This is a genomic window from Streptomyces sp. NPDC059567 (assembly GCF_042735655.1).
GTDB lineage: Bacteria > Actinomycetota > Actinomycetes > Streptomycetales > Streptomycetaceae > Streptomyces.
The window spans coordinates 56,658-73,023 of sequence record NZ_JBHWBS010000031.1; the positions used below are offsets into that span (position 1 = coordinate 56,658).

At 70.9% G+C, this 16,366-nt stretch carries 14 protein-coding genes; 11 read left to right on the plus strand and 3 right to left on the minus strand.

The features are described 5' to 3' along the window. The first annotated feature begins 91 nt into the window (after window positions 1–91). From ACFVZW_RS16655 to ACFVZW_RS16680, 6 genes are all read left to right on the plus strand, one after another. Window positions 92–1,102 (plus strand): LacI family DNA-binding transcriptional regulator, encoded by a 1,011-nt coding sequence (locus ACFVZW_RS16655; RefSeq protein WP_384521772.1) that lies wholly within the window; start codon window positions 92–94, stop codon window positions 1,100–1,102. Between the two features lie 291 nt (window positions 1,103–1,393). Continuing rightward, entirely contained in the window at window positions 1,394–4,774 is a 3,381-nt protein-coding gene (locus ACFVZW_RS16660) for a CARDB domain-containing protein (protein ID WP_384521775.1), read from the plus strand. Between the two features lie 230 nt (window positions 4,775–5,004). After that, complete coding sequence (locus tag ACFVZW_RS16665; protein ID WP_384521778.1) at window positions 5,005–6,420, plus strand: ABC transporter substrate-binding protein; 1,416 nt, start codon at window positions 5,005–5,007, stop codon at window positions 6,418–6,420. 5 nt (window positions 6,421–6,425) lie between these two features. Next, on the plus strand, window positions 6,426–7,343 hold the full coding sequence (locus tag ACFVZW_RS16670) for a carbohydrate ABC transporter permease (RefSeq protein WP_384521822.1): 918 nt from the start codon (window positions 6,426–6,428) through the stop codon (window positions 7,341–7,343). Between the two features lie 16 nt (window positions 7,344–7,359). Next, window positions 7,360–8,235 carry a carbohydrate ABC transporter permease gene (locus ACFVZW_RS16675; RefSeq protein WP_384521781.1) on the plus strand — a complete coding sequence of 292 codons (876 nt, stop codon included), beginning with the start codon at window positions 7,360–7,362 and terminating at the stop codon, window positions 8,233–8,235. Window positions 8,236–8,294: 59 nt separating this feature from the next. Further along, window positions 8,295–9,899, plus strand: a complete 1,605-nt coding sequence (locus ACFVZW_RS16680) for a glycoside hydrolase family 13 protein (protein WP_384521784.1) — start codon at window positions 8,295–8,297, stop codon at window positions 9,897–9,899. Window positions 9,900–9,914: 15 nt separating this feature from the next. Here ACFVZW_RS16680 and ACFVZW_RS16685 read toward each other — a convergent pair whose 3' ends face one another. Continuing rightward, window positions 9,915–10,508, minus strand: a complete 594-nt coding sequence (locus tag ACFVZW_RS16685) for a sigma-70 family RNA polymerase sigma factor (RefSeq protein WP_384521787.1) — start codon at window positions 10,506–10,508, stop codon at window positions 9,915–9,917. A 54-nt stretch (window positions 10,509–10,562) separates the two neighbouring features. Between ACFVZW_RS16685 and ACFVZW_RS16690 the strand changes: the two genes are divergently transcribed. Next, complete coding sequence (locus ACFVZW_RS16690; RefSeq protein WP_384521790.1) at window positions 10,563–11,426, plus strand: alpha/beta fold hydrolase; 864 nt, start codon at window positions 10,563–10,565, stop codon at window positions 11,424–11,426. On the opposite strand, the gene ACFVZW_RS16695 is transcribed toward ACFVZW_RS16690, so the two are convergent. After that, complete coding sequence (locus ACFVZW_RS16695) at window positions 11,366–12,178, minus strand: AraC family transcriptional regulator (RefSeq protein WP_384521793.1); 813 nt, start codon at window positions 12,176–12,178, stop codon at window positions 11,366–11,368. The two genes, ACFVZW_RS16690 and ACFVZW_RS16695, sit on opposite strands and share 61 nt — an antisense overlap. Window positions 12,179–12,277: 99 nt before the next feature. Here ACFVZW_RS16695 and ACFVZW_RS16700 point away from each other — a divergent pair, with 99 nt between their 5' ends. The 3 genes from ACFVZW_RS16700 (at window position 12,278) to opcA (ending at window position 15,317) form a co-directional block, all read left to right on the plus strand. Then, entirely contained in the window at window positions 12,278–13,462 is a 1,185-nt protein-coding gene (locus ACFVZW_RS16700; RefSeq protein WP_384521796.1) for an MFS transporter, read from the plus strand. 141 nt (window positions 13,463–13,603) lie between these two features. Then, window positions 13,604–14,242 carry a DUF4232 domain-containing protein gene (locus ACFVZW_RS16705; RefSeq protein ID WP_384521799.1) on the plus strand — a complete coding sequence of 213 codons (639 nt, stop codon included), beginning with the start codon at window positions 13,604–13,606 and terminating at the stop codon, window positions 14,240–14,242. Window positions 14,243–14,393: 151 nt separating this feature from the next. After that, window positions 14,394–15,317: a glucose-6-phosphate dehydrogenase assembly protein OpcA gene (gene opcA, locus ACFVZW_RS16710; protein ID WP_384521802.1), complete on the plus strand. Its 924-nt coding sequence runs from the start codon at window positions 14,394–14,396 to the stop codon at window positions 15,315–15,317. Window positions 15,318–15,320: 3 nt separating this feature from the next. Here opcA and ACFVZW_RS16715 read toward each other — a convergent pair whose 3' ends face one another. Next, entirely contained in the window at window positions 15,321–15,758 is a 438-nt protein-coding gene (locus ACFVZW_RS16715) for a protein-tyrosine phosphatase family protein (RefSeq protein WP_384521805.1), read from the minus strand. An 88-nt stretch (window positions 15,759–15,846) separates the two neighbouring features. Here ACFVZW_RS16715 and ACFVZW_RS16720 point away from each other — a divergent pair. After that, a partial coding sequence (locus tag ACFVZW_RS16720; protein WP_384521808.1) for an MFS transporter occupies window positions 15,847–16,366 on the plus strand: 520 nt, incomplete at its 3' end.

The window sequence follows — 16,366 nt, forward strand, 5'->3', positions numbered from 1 at the left end:
CATGCAAGATCGGCGGGAATCGTCGCCGTCGGCAATTCTCCGTGCGACGAGGACGCAATTGGCTTGCGGTGCTTGCGCTAGTCTTGCGTGCATGACGCGACGACTTGCTCAGGTGGCCAAGAAGGTGGGGGTCAGCGAGGCCACGGTCAGCCGTGTCCTCAACGGCAAGCCCGGTGTCTCCGAGGCGACTCGGCAGTCCGTCCTGACGGCGCTGGACGTCCTCGGCTACGAGCGGCCCACCCAACTGCGGGGCGAGCGGGCGCGTCTGGTGGGTCTCGTGCTGCCGGAGCTGCAGAACCCGATCTTCCCGGCCTTCGCCGAGGCGATCGGCGGAGCGCTGGCACAGCAGGGGCTGACCCCCGTGCTGTGCACGCAGACGAAGGGCGGTGTGTCGGAGGCCGACTACGTGGAGCTCCTGCTGCAACAGCAGGTCTCCGGGATGGTCTTCGCCGGCGGTCTGTTCGCCCAGGCCGACGCGCCGCACGACCACTACCGGCAGCTCGCCGAGCGGAACGTCCCGGTCGTCCTCATCAACGCCCCCATCGAGGGGCTGGACTTCCCCTGCGTCTCCTGTGACGACGCCGTCGCCGTCGAACAGGCCTGGCGCCATCTCGCCTCGCTCGGACACGAGCGGATCGGCCTGGTCCTCGGCCCCGGCGACCATGTGCCCTCGCGCCGCAAGCTGGAGGCCGCCCGGCTCGCTGCGAAGGCCGCGGGCGGGGAGCTGCCGGAGAAGTTCGTCGAGCGGACCATGTTCTCCCTCGAAGGCGGCCAGGCGGCGGCCGCGCGCCTCCTGGAGCGGGGGGTGACCGGGATCGTGTGCGCGAGCGACCCGCTGGCGCTCGGCGCGATCAGGGCCGCCCGCCGACGGGGGCTGATGGTCCCCGCGGACGTCTCGGTCGTCGGATTCGACGACTCCGCGTTCATGAACTGCACCGAACCGCCGCTGTCCACCGTCCGGCAGCCCATCGAGGCGATGGGGCGGGCCGCGGTCGAGCTCCTCTGCGCCCAGATCCAGGGCACCCACACCCACCCGGGCGAGCTGCTCTTCGAGCCCGAGCTGGTGGTCCGCGGCTCGACCGCCCAGGCGCCCGTCGAATAACGCCGCCGGATCCCGGCAGCCGCACGAGTCCCGGCCCGGCTCCCGCTTCGCGCGGGCTGCCGGGCCGTTCCGCTGCGCCCACCTACCGGCCCACGCGCTTCCGCCCGCTGTCACGGCCGTTGACAAAGTGATGACCCGGTAGAAACCTGTCGGCTTGGCGCTGCAAAGAATCGACCGAGTTACTCAAAAGATTGGGGTCTGTGGCGCCTCCTTCTCGCCAGAAAGATGTCAGGTACCTGGCGAGCGTTCTTGTCATCGTCCGAGCTTCGGATCACGGAACAAGAGGCCATCATGAGAGGGAAACACCACGTCCGCCGACTCATCGCCGGTGCGGTGATGGCGGGCCTGATGTGCGTCGGGCTGCTGCCCGTCGCCGCCGCCCGAGCGGCGGAAGGGCCCAACCTGGCTCTCGGCAGGACCGCGACGGCCGGTGGCGCCCACGGCGCCTACCCGGCCGGCCATGTCACCGACGGCAGTCAACAGTCCTACTGGGAAGGCCCCGCGGGCTCGTTCCCGCAATGGGTCCAGGTCGATCTGGGCGGCGCCACCCGCGTCGACCGGGTCACGTTGAAGCTCCCCACCACCTGGGAGGGGCGCGTCCAGACGCTCAGCCTGCTCGGCAGCGGCGACGGCGGCGCCTTCAGCGCCCTCGCCGGTGCGGCCGCCCGTACCTTCGAGCCGAGCCTGGCGAACACGGTGACCATCGACGTCGCCGCCGCGACGGTCCGCTACGTGCGGGTCCAGGTGAGCGCCAACTCCGGCTGGAACGCAGCTCAGTTGTCCGAACTGGAGGTGTACGGGGAAGGAGGCCAGGGCCCGGTCGATCCGCCGGCCGACGGCACGAACCTGGCACGCGGCAAGCCCGTCGAGGCGACCTCGACGACGCAGAACTACGTCGCGGCCAACGCCAACGACGACGACGTCGCCACCTACTGGGAGTCGGCTGGATTCCCGTCGAGTCTGACGGTGAAGCTCGGCGCCAACGCCGATCTCACCGCCGTCGTGGTGAAACTGAACCCCGCGCAGATCTGGGGCCCGCGCACCCAGGCACTCCAAGTGCTCGGGCGTGAACAATCGGCCTCCGGCTTCACCGTGCTCAAGGAACGCGCCGACTACGCCTTCACTCCCTCGGCCGGGCAGAACACCGTCACCATCCCCGTGACCGGCCGCCACGCGGACATCCGGCTCACCCTCTTCTCCAACACCGGCGCCCCCGGAGGCCAGGTCGCCGAACTCCAGGTCGTGGGCGCCGCGGCGCCGAACCCGGACCTCACCCTCACCGATCTGACCTGGGCGCCGTCCGCTCCGTCCGAGACGGACGCGGTGACGGTGAACGCCACCGTGCGCAACGCCGGGACCGCGCCGTCCCCCGCCACCACGGTGAACGTCAGCCTCGAAGGCGCCGTGGCCGGCTCGGCCCCCGTGTCCGCGCTCGCGGCCGGGGCCTCCGCGACCGTCCCGGTCGCCGTGGGCAAGCGCCCGATGGGCACGTACACCGTCGCGGCGGTCGTCGACCCGACCGGCGCCGTCGTCGAGCAGGACGACAGCAACAACAGCAGGACCGCGTCGACGAAGCTGGTCGTCGGCCAGAGCCCGGGCCCGGACCTGCGGGTCACGGGCATCACCGCCGACCCGGCGGCCCCCGCGGCCGGCGCGTCCGTCGGCTTCACCGTGACCGTGCAGAACCGCGGGACCACCGGCGTCGCGGCCGGCACGGTCACCCGCCTGGCCGTCGGGGGCACCACACTCGACGGTGCCACGGGCGCGATCGCCGCGGGGCAGACGGCCACCGTCGCCATCGCGGGCAGGTGGACGGCCACGAGCGGGGCGGCCACGTTGACCGCGACGGCCGACGCCACGGGCACGGTCGCCGAGACCGACGAGAACAACAACGTCTTCGCGCGCTCGATCGTCGTCGGCCGCGGCGCCGCCGTCCCGTACACCGAGTACGAGGCGGAGAGCGGCCGATACCAGGGCACCCTCCTGACCGCCGATCGGAAGCGCACCTTCGGCCACACCGACTTCGCCTCGGAGTCCTCGGGACGGCAGTCGGTGCGGCTCGACTCCACCGGCCAGTACGTGGAGTTCACCTCGGCCAACGCCGCCAACTCCCTCGTCGTACGGAACTCGATCCCGGACGCGACCGGAGGAGGCGGCCGCGAGGCCACGATCAGCCTCTACATCGACGGCACCTTCGAGCGGAAGCTGACCCTGTCCTCCAAGCACAGCTGGCTGTACGGCACCACCGACAGCCCCGAAGGGCTGACGAACTCCCCCCAGGCGGACGCCCGCCGCCTCTTCGACGAGTCCCACGCACTGCTGCCGCGGACGTACCCGGTGGGCACCACCTTCCGGCTCCAGCGGGACGCCGGTGACACGGCGGCCTTCTACGTCCTGGATCTGATCGACCTGGAGCAGGTGGCCCCGCCCGCGGCCCAGCCGGCCGGATGCACCTCGATCACCGCCTACGGAGCCGTGCCCAACGACGGCATCGACGACACGGACGCCCTCCAGCGCGCCGTCACGGCGGACCAGAAGGGCGAGATCGGCTGCGTCTGGATCCCGGCGGGTCAGTGGCGGCAGGAGCAGAAGATCCTCACCGACGATCCCCTGAACCGCGGCGAGTTCAACCAGGTGGGCATCCGCGACGTCACCATCCGCGGCGCGGGCATGTGGCACTCCCAGCTGTACACCCTCACCCCGCCGCACCAGGCGGGCGGCATCAACCATCCGCACGAGGGCAACTTCGGCTTCGACATCGACCACAACACGCAGATCTCCGACATCGCGATCTTCGGATCCGGCACGATCCGGGGCGGCGACGGGAACGCCGAGGGCGGTGTGGGGCTCAACGGGCGGTTCGGCCAGGGCACCCGGATCAGCAACGTGTGGATCGAGCACGCGAACGTCGGTGTCTGGGCCGGTCGCGACTACTCGAACATCCCCGAGCTGTGGGGGCCCGGCGACGGCCTGGAGTTCACCGGGATGCGCATCCGCAACACCTATGCCGACGGCATCAACTTCGCCAACGGCACCCGTAATTCGACCGTCTCGAACTCGTCCTTCCGGAACACCGGTGACGACGCGCTGGCCGTCTGGGCCAGCCGTTACGTCAAGGACCCGGCGGTGGACATCGGCCACGACAACCACTTCCGCAACAACGTGATCCAGTTGCCCTGGCGGGCCAACGGCATCGCCGTCTACGGCGGCTACGGAAACACCATCGAGAACAACATCATCTCCGACACCATGAACTACCCGGGGATCATGTTGGCGACCGACCATGACCCGCTGCCCTTCTCCGGTCAGACGCTGATCGCCAACAACGCGCTCCACCGCACCGGTGGTGCCTTCTGGGGAGAGGCGCAGGAGTTCGGAGCCATCACCCTGTTCGCGGCGGCCCAGGACATCCCGGGCGTCACGATCCGCGACACCGAGATCCACGACTCGACGTACGACGGCATCCAGTTCAAGGGCGGTGGCGGGGCCTTGCCGGGCGTGCAGATCAGGGACGTCCGCATCGACGGGTCCGTCAACGGCTCCGGAATCCTCGCCCAGGGAGGGGCGCGGGGGAGCGCGACGCTCACGAACGTGACCATCACCGGATCGGCGGAGGGCGACGTCCTGGTCGAGCCCGGATCGCCGTTCGTCATCCACGGGGCGACCGGATGACGGTCCGGCGGCACCGGTAGGAAGCAGGGAGGCCGGCGCACCCGTTCGGACGGGGTGTGCCGGCCTCGTTCGTGCGCCGTGATCTCCACCCAACTGCGCCATGCTGTCAGTGATTTACGGAATCTGCGCGAGATATTGCGTTCACTTGTCGGTGGTGGTTGAGTGTGCCGCGCCCCGCAAGCCGTCGGCGCAGGGGCGACCTCCACGTTCATGCCCGAAGGGGACCACCCATGAGAAGTGCTCGGTTCCGCCGTACCCGCCGCGCCTGCGCGGTCGCCCTCGCCTCGACCCTCACGCTCACCGCGCTCGCCGCCTGCGGCACGAGCAGCAGCGACAACGGAAGCGGTGGATCCGAAGGGGCGGGGTCCTCCGACCCGGCCGCCCCGCTGGACCCGAAGGCCAAGGTGACGATCACCATCGACTGCATGCCGCCGACGGCGAAGGCGGCCGAGCTCAAGGAGTGGAAGGAGGACGTCGCCGAGTTCAACAAGACGTACCCCAACGTCACCATCCAGGGCCGCTCCACCGCCGGCCAGTGCCTGGAGCCCCCGCGCTTCACGGCGATGCTCAAGGCGAAGTCGCAACCGGACGTCTTCTACACCTACTTCACCGACCTGCCGCAGGTGCTCGACAACGACGGCGCGGCGGACATCACGGCGTACGTGAACGACACGAGTGTGCCGCTTCTGAAGGACATCGACCCCGACGTCCTCGGCTCCCTCAAGCACGAGGGCAAGCTCTACGGCCTGCCCACCAGCAACTACACGATGGGCCTGCTCGTCAACCGCAAGCTGTTCCAGCAGGCGGGCCTCGACCCCGACGCCCCGCCGCGCACCTGGGAGGAGGTCCGCGCGGCCGCCAAGAAGATCGCCGGGCTCGGCAACGGCATCGCGGGCTTCGGCGAGTACAGCGCGGGCAACACCGGCGGCTGGCACTTCACCACGCAGATGTACAGCGTGGGCGGTGACGTCGTCGACGCGAGCGGAAGGAAGGCCGCGTTCAACAACGAGCTCGGCAAGCAGGTCGCGAAGAACCTCCACGCCATGCGCTGGGAGGACGACAGCATGGGCAAGACCCAGCTCCTCCAGTGGGGCGACCTGCAGAAGCAGATCGCGACCGACAAGCTCGGCATGTTCCTCGCCGCGCCCGACGACATCGCGTACATGGTCCAGCAACTCGGCGCGAAGTACGAGAACTTCGGCATGGGTCCGATACCAGGCGAGAAGAACACCCTCGCGGGCGGCAACAACTACATGATCAAGAAGGGGATCTCCGGCGACCAGATCAAGGCCGCGATCGCCTGGCTGAACTTCAAGAACCTCTCCGTCGGCAAGGGCCAGTTCAACTGGCCTCGCACCAAGGCGGACAACCTCCCGGTCGGCGTCCCCCAGCCCAACTTCTGGCTGGGCGACTCCAAGAGCAAGGACGACGCCGCCCGCATGCAGAACGCCACCATGCCGGTCGCCAACTTCAAGTCCTTCATGGACAACCCCGTTCCCGGCAAGGCGGAGCCGCCGAAGGCCCAGGAGGTCTACAAGGTCCTGGACAACGTGATGTCCGGCATCCTCACCAACAAGGACGCCGACATCGACAAGCTGCTCGCCACGGCCGAGGCACAGGTCAACCAGGTCCTGGCCAACCAGTGACCGCGATCGGAAGGGGCGGGCTCCACGCCCGCCCCGTGCCGTCCGGCGGTCAGTTCGCCAGGAGCCTGCGACGCAACCTCACCGCCCATGGCTTCCTCATCGGCGCGGTCCTCTGCTTCGCCGTGTTCTCCTGGTATCCGATGGTCAGGGAGTTCCTCCTCGCCTTCCAGAAGACCGAGGACGGACGGACCAGCTGGGTCGGCCTGGACAACCTCGTCACCGTCGCCAACGACCCGGCCTTCTGGCAGGCCTGGCGCAACACGCTCCTGTTCACCGCCCTCGCCCTGCTCCTCGGCTTCGTGGTGCCGTTCGCCGTCGCGATCGTCATCAACGAGTTCCGGCACGGCCAGGGGTACCTCCGCCTGCTCGTCTACCTGCCCGTGATGCTGCCGCCGGTCGCCGCCGTGCTGCTCTTCAAGTACCTCTACGACCCCGGATACGGGCTCCTCAACGAGTTGTTCCGCTTCCTCCATCTGCCCGAGCAGCAGTGGCTCCAGGACCCGGACACCGCCATGCTCGCCGTCGTCATCGCCTCGACATGGATGAACATGGGCGGCGCGACCCTGATCTACCTCGCCGCGCTCCAGGGCATCCCCGGCGAGCTCTACGAGGCGGCCGAGCTCGACGGCGCCGGCCTGCTCCGCAAGATCCGGCACGTCACCGTCCCGCAGACCCGGCTCATCCTCTCGCTGATGCTGCTCATGCAGATCATCGCGACCATGCAGGTCTTCGTGGAGCCGTTCCTGCTGACCGGAGGTACCGGCCCCGAGGGCTCCACCACCACGGTCGTCCACCTGATCTACCAGTACGCCTTCAACTTCAACGACTACGGTGCCGCGGCGGCGCTCGGCCTCCTCCTGCTCGTACTCCTCGCCGGATTCTCGGCGGCGTACGTGAAGCTCAGCCGCGCCGACGACGAGTAGGAGCCGGAGGCCCGCCATGTCCACACGTACGCTCATCTCGCCCGCCCAGCGCGCGACCCGCCGAGGCAGGGTGCTGTACCGGGCGACCCTCGCCGTGGTCCTCGGAGGGGTCACCCTGGTGTTCCTCGGGCCGCTGTACTGGATGGTGTCCAGCGGCTTCAAGGACACCCAGGAAGTCGTCCGCACGCCCCCGACCCTTGTCCCCGGATCCTTCGCGCCGGAGAACTACTCCCGCGCCTGGGACGTCATGGACCTCTCCACGCTGCTGTTCAACACGCTGTACTACGCGTTCGGCGCCCTCGCCTTCCAGCTCGTCCTCGACGTGGCGGCCGCCTACTCGCTCTCCAGGCTCCGCCCGGTGCTCGGCAAGGCGATCCTCGGCATGATGCTCGCGACGCTGATGATCCCGGCGACCGTCCTGGTCGTGCCCCAGTACCTGACGGTGCTCGACGTACCGGTCGTCGAACGGAACCTGCTGAACACGCCCTGGGCGATCTGGCTGCCTTCCGTCACCAACGCCTTCAACATCTTCCTGCTGAAGCGATTCTTCGACTCGATCCCGAAGGAGCTGCTCGACGCCGCATCGATGGACGGCGCCTCCCCGACGCGGGTCCTCCGGTCGATCGTGCTGCCCATCTCCCGGCCGATCCTGGGCGTCGTGTCGATCTTCGCCGTCGTGGGGGTCTGGAAGGACTTCCTCTGGCCGATGCTCACGCTGCCCGACCCCGCGAAGCAGACCCTCAACGTCGGCATCTACTCGCTGTCCAACGGCGTCCCGGTGAACGTCCTCATCGCCGCGCTCACGATCGCCTCCCTGCCGACCCTGATCGTCTTCCTGGTCTTCCAGCGCAACATCATGAGCGGTCTCACCGCCGGCGGGCTCAAGGGCTGACCACGTCGAGCCCCCGCCCCTCCGGCGCTGTAGATCCCCCTGCCCGAAAGGACCGTCACGTGGCAGCCCCTCACGACTGGTGGCGCGACGCCGTCATCTACCAGGTGTACCCCCGCAGCTTCGCCGACGGCGACGGAGACGGGACCGGTGACCTCGCCGGTGTCCGGGCGCGACTGCCCTATCTCGCCGAACTCGGCGTCGACGCCGTGTGGTTCACCCCCTGGTACGTCTCACCCCTGGTCGACGGCGGGTACGACGTCGCCGACTACCGCACCGTCGACCCCGCCTTCGGCACCCTCGCCGAGGCCGAGAAGCTGATCGCGGAGGCCTCCGGGCTCGGCATCCGGGTCATCGTCGACATCGTCCCCAACCACGTCTCCGACCAGCACGCCTGGTTCCGCGCCGCGCTGGACGCCGGGCCCGGCAGCGCGGAGCGCGAGCGCTTCCACTTCCGGCCGGGCCGCGGCGCCCACGGCGAACTCCCGCCCAACAACTGGCCCTCCCAGTTCTCCGGCCCCACCTGGACCCGCGTCCCCGACGGCGAGTGGTACCTCCATCTGTTCACCCCCGAGCAGCCCGACCTCAACTGGGCCCATCCGCAGGTGCGCCGGGAGCACGAGGACGTGCTCCGCTTCTGGTTCTCCCGCGGCGTCGCCGGCGTCCGCATCGACTCCGCGGCCCTGCTCGCCAAGGACCCCGCCCTCGCCGACTTCGAGGAGGGCGTGGACCCCCACCCGTACATCGACCAGGACGACCTCCACGACATCTACCGCTCCTGGCGGGCGGTCGCCGACGCGTACGGAGCCGTCTTCGTCGGCGAGGTCTGGCTCCCGGACGCCGAACGCTTCGCCCGCTACCTGCGCCCCGACGAGCTGCACACCGCCTTCAACTTCAACTTCCTCGCCTGCCCCTGGGATCCGGCCCGGCTGCGCCGCACCATCGACGACACCCTGGCCGAGCACGCCCCCGTCGGAGCCCCCGCCACCTGGGTCCTCTGCAACCACGACGTGACGCGGACCGTGACCCGGTACGGGCGTACGGACACCGCCTTCGACTTCACGACGAAGGCGTTCGGGACCCCGACCGACCTCGCCCTCGGCACCCGCCGGGCCCGCGCGGCCGCCCTGCTGACGCTCGCCCTGCCCGGTTCGGTGTACGTGTACCAGGGCGAGGAACTGGGGCTGCCCGAGGCCGACATCCCACGGGCGAGGATCCAGGACCCGATGCACTTCCGCTCCGGAGGCACCGACCCCGGACGCGACGGCTGCCGCGTCCCGCTGCCCTGGGCCGCGGATGCCCCGCACTTCGGCTTCGGGGCCCCCGCCGAGCCGTGGCTTCCCCAGCCCGAGGACTGGGCCCGCTACGCCGTCGACCGGCAGCGCGCCGACCCGGAGTCGATGCTCGCGCTGTACCGGACGGCCCTGGCTCTGCGCAGGTCGGAGGAGGGCTTCGGCGACGGCCCTCTGACCTGGCTGCCCGCCGATGAAGGGGTCCTCGCCTTCGCGCGGACGGGCGGCCTGCTCTGCCTGGCCAATCTCTCCGCCACCCCCGTCGCTCTCCCGCCGTACGAGACGCTGCTCCTCGCCAGCGCCCCGCTCGACGCGGCGGGCCGCCTGCCGTCCGACACCACGGTGTGGCTGCGCGCGCCGCGAAACGCGGGGTGACGGGGGGTGCCGAGCTCAGGCCCGGGAGGCGTCCCCGAGACGGTCGCGCTGGATGCGGTGGGCGAGGGTGCGCCGCGCCGAGGGAGACCCGGTCGGGGTGACCTTCGCGGGGACGTCGAGACCCCGGCTGATCACGTCGTACGCGTCCCGGAAGGCGGTGGGCAGCCGCTTCCGGTGCCGTAGCAGGTCCTCCTCGACCAGGCGCCGCAGCTCGTCGACGTCCCGCGGCGTGAAGCGCTTCTTCCCACGGGCGATCGCCTCGACGTGGCGCGCACAGCGCGCCGTGCCGGCGCAGCTCTCGGCGATCTCCTCGGCGAGACCCCACAACCGTCCTTCGAGCCACGGGATGTCGCGCTGATCGAGGGAGAGCTCCATGGGTGCCTGCGGTGGATCGGCCGGCTTGTGCTTCGCCACCTGTTTGGACACCGCCGGCTGGCTCATGTCGGCGATCCGGGCGATCCGGTCCTGCGTCCAGCCGAGGCTCGCGAACAGCTGGATCATCTCGGCGCGCAGCTGCCGCATCTCCTCGCCCGCGCGGATGACCTCGTTCATCGCGGCGAGCATCCGCTCCGCCTGTTCTTCGGTCAGTGTGTCGTCCGCGCCTGTCATGACTCGGTTATACACCCTGGGACACGCGACATAACCCGGTTGTACAACTCGGTTATGAGTGGCAGGATCCAGGCCATGCCCTCCTTCACCGCGTCCGAATTCACCGCGTCTGACGGAACCCGCCTCGCGTACCGCACGGAGGGAGCGGGCGACCCCGTCGTCTGCCTCCCCGGAGGCCCCATGGACTCCCGCTACCTCGGTGACCTCGGCGGACTCTCCGCCCACCGCCGCCTGATCCTCCCGGACCCGCGCGGGACCGGCCGGTCGGCGGTCCCCGAGGACGCCTCCTCCTATCGCTGCGACCGCCTCGTCGACGACGTCGAGGCCCTGCGCGAGCACCTCGGGCAGCCGCGGATGGATCTGCTCGGCCACTCCGGCGGCGCGAACCTCGCGGTGCGGTACGCGGCCCGGTATCCGGAGCGCGTCGGCAGGCTCGCCCTGATCACCCCCGGCACGGCGGCCGTCGGCATCGCGATCACCGGCGAGATGCGGCGCGAGGGGGCACGACGGCGCAGCGACGAGCCGTGGTTCCCGGCGGCCTACGCCGCGCTGGAGGCGATCACCGAGGGCACCGGCAGCGACTGGGAGGCCATCGCCCCCTTCTTCTGGGGACGTTGGGACGCGGCGGCGCGGGAGCACCACGCGGCGAGCCGGCCGGACAACGCGGAGGCCGTCGCGGGCTTCGGCGCCGAAGGGGCCTTCGACCCGCCGGCCACCCGTGCGGCACTGGCCGCGTTCCATGCCCCCGTCCTGCTGCTCGCCGGGGAGTTCGACCTCAACAGCCCGCCCGCGTCGACCGCCGAGTTCGCCGGACTCTTCCCCGACGCCTCACTCGTCGTGCAGGCCGGGGCCGGCCACTACCCCTGGGTCGACGACCCCGAGCGGTTCGTCGGCACCACGGCGGCCTTCCTGCGCTGACGGTGCGTGCCCGGGGTGTATCCGAACGCGCGCCGGAACACCTCGATGAACGCACTGGCGGACGACCAGCCGCAGCGGTGCGCCACCGTGGTGACGGGCATGTCGTCGGCCAACATGCGCAGGGCGTGGTAGAGGCGTGCCTGGGTGCGCCACTGAGGGAAGGTCATGCCGAGTTCGGCGCGGAAGAGCCGGCTGAGTGTGCGTTCGCCCGCTCCGGTCGCGGCGCCGAGTTCGGCCAGGGGCCGGGGGTCGGCCGGGTCCTCGCGCAGGATCGCGCAGACGGCCGCGAGCCGGGGATCGGCCGGGGCGGGCAACCGCAGGGGCTGCTGGGGTGAGGCCCGCAGCTGGTCCCGTAGCACGCCGAGGAGCCGGTGGCGTTCGGGACCGGTGTCGTCGGGGGTGCGCGTATAGGCGAGGATCAGCTCGCGCAGGAGCGGGCTGACGGCGAGGACGGTGGGGGCGTCCAGACCAGGTGGGTTGTCGTCGGCGGGCAGGCCGATGAGGTGCAGGTCCAGGTGGCCGTGGGCCCTGTGCGAGTGGACTGTTCCCGCCGGGACCCAGATGGCGCGCGTGCCCGGGGCGAACCAGGTGCCGGCGTCGGTCGTGACGGCCAGGACACCCGACCCCGCGTAGACGATCTGGTGGTCGTCGTGGCGGTGCGCGTCGATACGGTCCCCGGCGGCCAGGACCTGGGCGCGGGTCGGGGCCTGCGGCGTATGGCGGACGGAATCGGGCCGGCGGATATTCGACACAACTGGGCAGCTTATCGAAAGCGCGACATGCGACCGTGTTGCCACGATCGGACGGTGTCGAAGAAACGGACGGCCCCGCGCAACAGACCCCTCACGCTCATGTCCCTGGGACACGCCTGCGTGGACGTCTACCAGGGAGCGGTGGCCGCCCTGGTGCCGTTCTTCGTCTCCGAGCGGGCGTACACCTATGCCGCCGCCTCCGGTCTGGTGCTGGCGGCCTCACTGCTGTCGTCGGTGGTTCAGCCGCTGTTCGGGGCGCTCACCGACAAGTGGGCCATGCCGTGGCTGCTTCCCGTGAGCGCGCTGCTCGGCGGAGCCGGTGTCGCGATGAGCGGCGTCGGCGGCTCGTACGCCGTGACCCTGTGTGTCGTCGCCGTGTCCGGCATCGGCGTCGCCGCGTACCACCCCGAGGCCGCCCGCGTGGCGCGTCACGCGAGCCGTGGCAGCCATACGGCGATGGGCTGGTTCTCGCTCGGCGGCAACCTGGGCTTCGCCACCGCACCGTTGCTGGTCGCCGCCGTCATCGCCACCGGTGGCCTGGGCGCCACGCCGCTGCTGGTCGTCCCCGCCCTCGCGGGCGCGGCCCTGTGCGCGGCAGCGCTACGTGCCGTCGAAGCGCCGGCCGCGCCGGGAGTGTCCGACGCGGCTCTCGGCGCGAGTGAGACCGCGGGCAGGGACGACTGGGCGTCCTTCGCCCGACTGTCCGGTGCCGTCGTCTGCCGGTCGATCGTCTTCGTCGGCCTGAGCACGTTCCTCTCGCTGTACGCGCGCCAGCGCACCGGCGGCGGCGAAGTCTCGGGCACGGCCGCCCTGTTCGTGCTCTATCTCGGGGGCGCGGTCGGCACGGTCGCCGGAGGCAGGCTGGCCACCCGCCACCGGCGTGTCACGGTCGTGCGGTGGTCGTACGCCCTGACCGTCCTCGCCGTGGCCGGCGTCGTCCTGGTCCCAGGCCCGCTCCTCTATGTCTTCGTGGCGCTCACCTCGGCCGGTCTGTACGTGCCGTTCTCGCTGCATGTGACGCTCGGTCAGGACTACCTTCCCCGGCGCGTCGGCACCGCCGGGGGCGTCACGCTGGGCCTGACCGTCAGCATCGGCGGCCTGGCAAGCCCGCTTGTCGGAGCCGTCGCCGACGCCACGTCACTGCAGACCGCCCTCGCACCCCTGATCGCCCTGCCGGCCCTCGGCTGGCTGCTTCTGCGCACGCTGCGCGAACCCGTGGCGCCCGGCCTGCCCACGGCTCCGCAGGCCGGCCCTCGCATGCCGCTGCGGCCTGACCGCCGATGAGTCGTCATGGCGGGACGCCGGAGGTGCGACACGCCGACGGCCGTGGTGAACCCGGGAAGGCCCCGTCACCAAGCTGTGAAGGTGCGGCGGGACTCTGGTGGTCAGTCCAGCGCACTCGCCACTCACCGGGGGACCCAGACCATGAGCACCGTATGCAGAGCCGCCGCCGTCCTTGCCGCCGTCACCATGTCCGCCCTCGCCCTGACCGCCTGCGGCCCGACCGGGGACGATGCGGCGGGCGGGGCCGGGAAGCCGACCACGAGCCCGACGAAGCCGACGACCCCGCCGAAGCCCACCACCCCGCCGACGTCTCCCGGCAAGAAGCCCTCCGGCGGGAGTGACGGCTCGTCAGCCGACCCCGACCACGCCGTGTTTCCCTGCAGCACCTTCGACGTGACGTTCGCCGCGAACCTGGCGGAGTCCACGACGAGCAGCTACCTGCTGAAGATCACCAACAAGAGCGCCAAGGCATGCAAGGTTTTGGGACATCCGGTCGTGACCTTCGGCGACCTGGACGGACAGGCGACCGAGCGGGGCGCGGCCCCCGGCATCGAGGACGCGATCAGGCTCGAGCCGGGGCAGTCCGCCTACGCCGGCCTGATGGGTGGTACGAACGACGGCACGGGAAGGACCGTCCACTCGATCGCGATGACCATGAACACCGAGTCCGACCTGGAACAGACGCCCCTGACGGCGTCGACGCCCAGTCTGTACGTCTCGCCCGCCAGGAACTCGGTCACGGCCTGGGTGAACAACGCCGAGGACGCCCTCAGCCTGTAGGCGGCCTTCCGGCGGCCGGACGGTGCCCGCGTCACGGCCGCACGGCGCGGGCGAGTGATCCCTCGCCCGCGCGGGTCCTCGGGAAGATCTACGGGCCGTAGAGCGCTTACGGTTACAGCGATCGCACGCGACAGAAGGACGGGCGCCGGGCATGAAGATCGATCTCACGGACACCACCTCCAGCAAGATCAACAAGGCGATCGTCGAGGGCCGCAGGGCCGTCGGCACACCTGCCGTCGGCATGGTGCTCACGCTCGTGATCGTCACGGACGAGGAGAACGCCTACGATGCGCTGAAGGCCGCCAACGAGGCCTCCCGCGAGCACCCCTCCCGCACGCTCGTCGTCATCAAGCGCCACGTGCGCTCGCCCCGGGGGCGTCACGAGACGCGCCTCGACGCGGAGGTCCGCGTCGGCAGCGACGCGGGCTCGGGTGAGACCGTCCTGCTGCGTCTGCACGGTGAACTCGGCGCCCGCGCCGACTCGGTGGTACTGCCCCTGCTGCTTCCGGACGCGCCCGTCGTCGTCTGGTGGCCGGCCGAGGCCCCCGACGTACCCTCGACGGATCCGCTCGGCCGGCTCGCCCAGCGCCGGATCACCGACGCGTACGCCGTCGAGGACCCCCTCGCCGCACTCGCGGTCCGCGCGGCCTCCTACGCCCCCGGGGACACGGACCTCGCCTGGACCCGGCTCACGCCCTGGCGTTCGATGCTGGCCGCCGCACTGGACCAGGCGCGGGCGACCGTCGTCTCGGCCGCTGTGGAGAGCGAACCAGACAACCCGAGCGCCGAACTGCTGGCCCGCTGGTTCGAGGACCGGCTGCGGGTGCCGGTCGAACGGGTCGTCAGCGACGGCCCGGTCGTCACCGCCGTGCGCCTCGGCACCCCCGACGGAGAGATCGTGATCGACCGCCCGGAAGGCCCGATCGCCAAGCTGGCGATTCCCGGCCAGCCGAGCCGCGTCCTCGCCCTGAAGGTACGCACGACGGCCGAGTTGATCGCGGAGGAGCTGCGCAGGCTCGACCCCGACGAGACCTACGCCTCGGCCCTGCGCGCCCAGTCGCCCGTGGCTCCATAGGCCTCAGTCCGGGGCGGAGAACCGGCGTACGTATCGCTTCTGCCAAGGCGTCTCGACCGCACGGGGTTGGTAGCCGTCGCGGACGAACTCCACCGCCCGGTCGGCCGGGACGCCGTCGAGCACCGCGAGGCAGGCGAGCGCCGTACCGGTCCTGCCGATGCCGCCCCCGCATGCCAGTTCCACGCGCTCCTGCCCGGCCCGGGACAACGCCTCGGTGAGGACGTCCCGGGCTTCCGCGGGGTCGGCCGGAAGCCGGAAGTCCGGCCAGCGCAGCCAGCGCGACTCCCAGTCCGTCTGCGGCGGGCGCCTGCCGAGCAGATGGACGGCGAACTCGGGGGCGGGGCCCGGCGGCAGAGGGTGCCGGAGGCCGCGCCCCCGCACCACGCGTCCGGAGGGCAGACGCAGCACTCCGGGGGCGGTCGGCTTCCACAACTCGGTCACGGGACCACCGTAATCGGCACCGCCCGAACCTGTGCCCCGAACTCATTGACACCCGTACGTCCCACCCCGACACTCATGCCACCTGCCAGTGAAGCAATCTTCACCAGGCGAACGAGCCGCTCGTGATTCACGGACACACATTGACCTCCACCTCCTCCCCGCGCTCCGCACACCTTCCGCACGGTTCGGCGCGGTCCGCGTCTCCGCGATCTGGTTCGTCCTCACCGCCGCGGGCGCCCTCCTCCTCAAGGCCCAACTGCCGCTCGGCGTCACCTATGCCGTCGTCGTGGTCACCGGAGTCTGGCTCTTCAGCGCCCAGGTCATGGTCTACGCGGCCACCAGCACCGTCTACCGCGACAGCGAGCGCGCCGCGGGCCTCGGGATGGTCACCGGGATGGGCCGCACCGGCGCCGTCGTGGGCCCTTGGCTGGTCGGGGTGCTCGCGTCCAACGGCAACCAGGGCTGGGGCTTCACCGCCTTCGCCCTGGCCGGCCTGGTGGGCGCGAGCGCCATCGCGCTCGTCCCGCTCGCCCGCCGGATCGGGCGTGGGTGGCGGCGCCGCGAAGGCCTCCGCACCCGCCGTCGGCCTGGCCGCCCAGGACTGACCG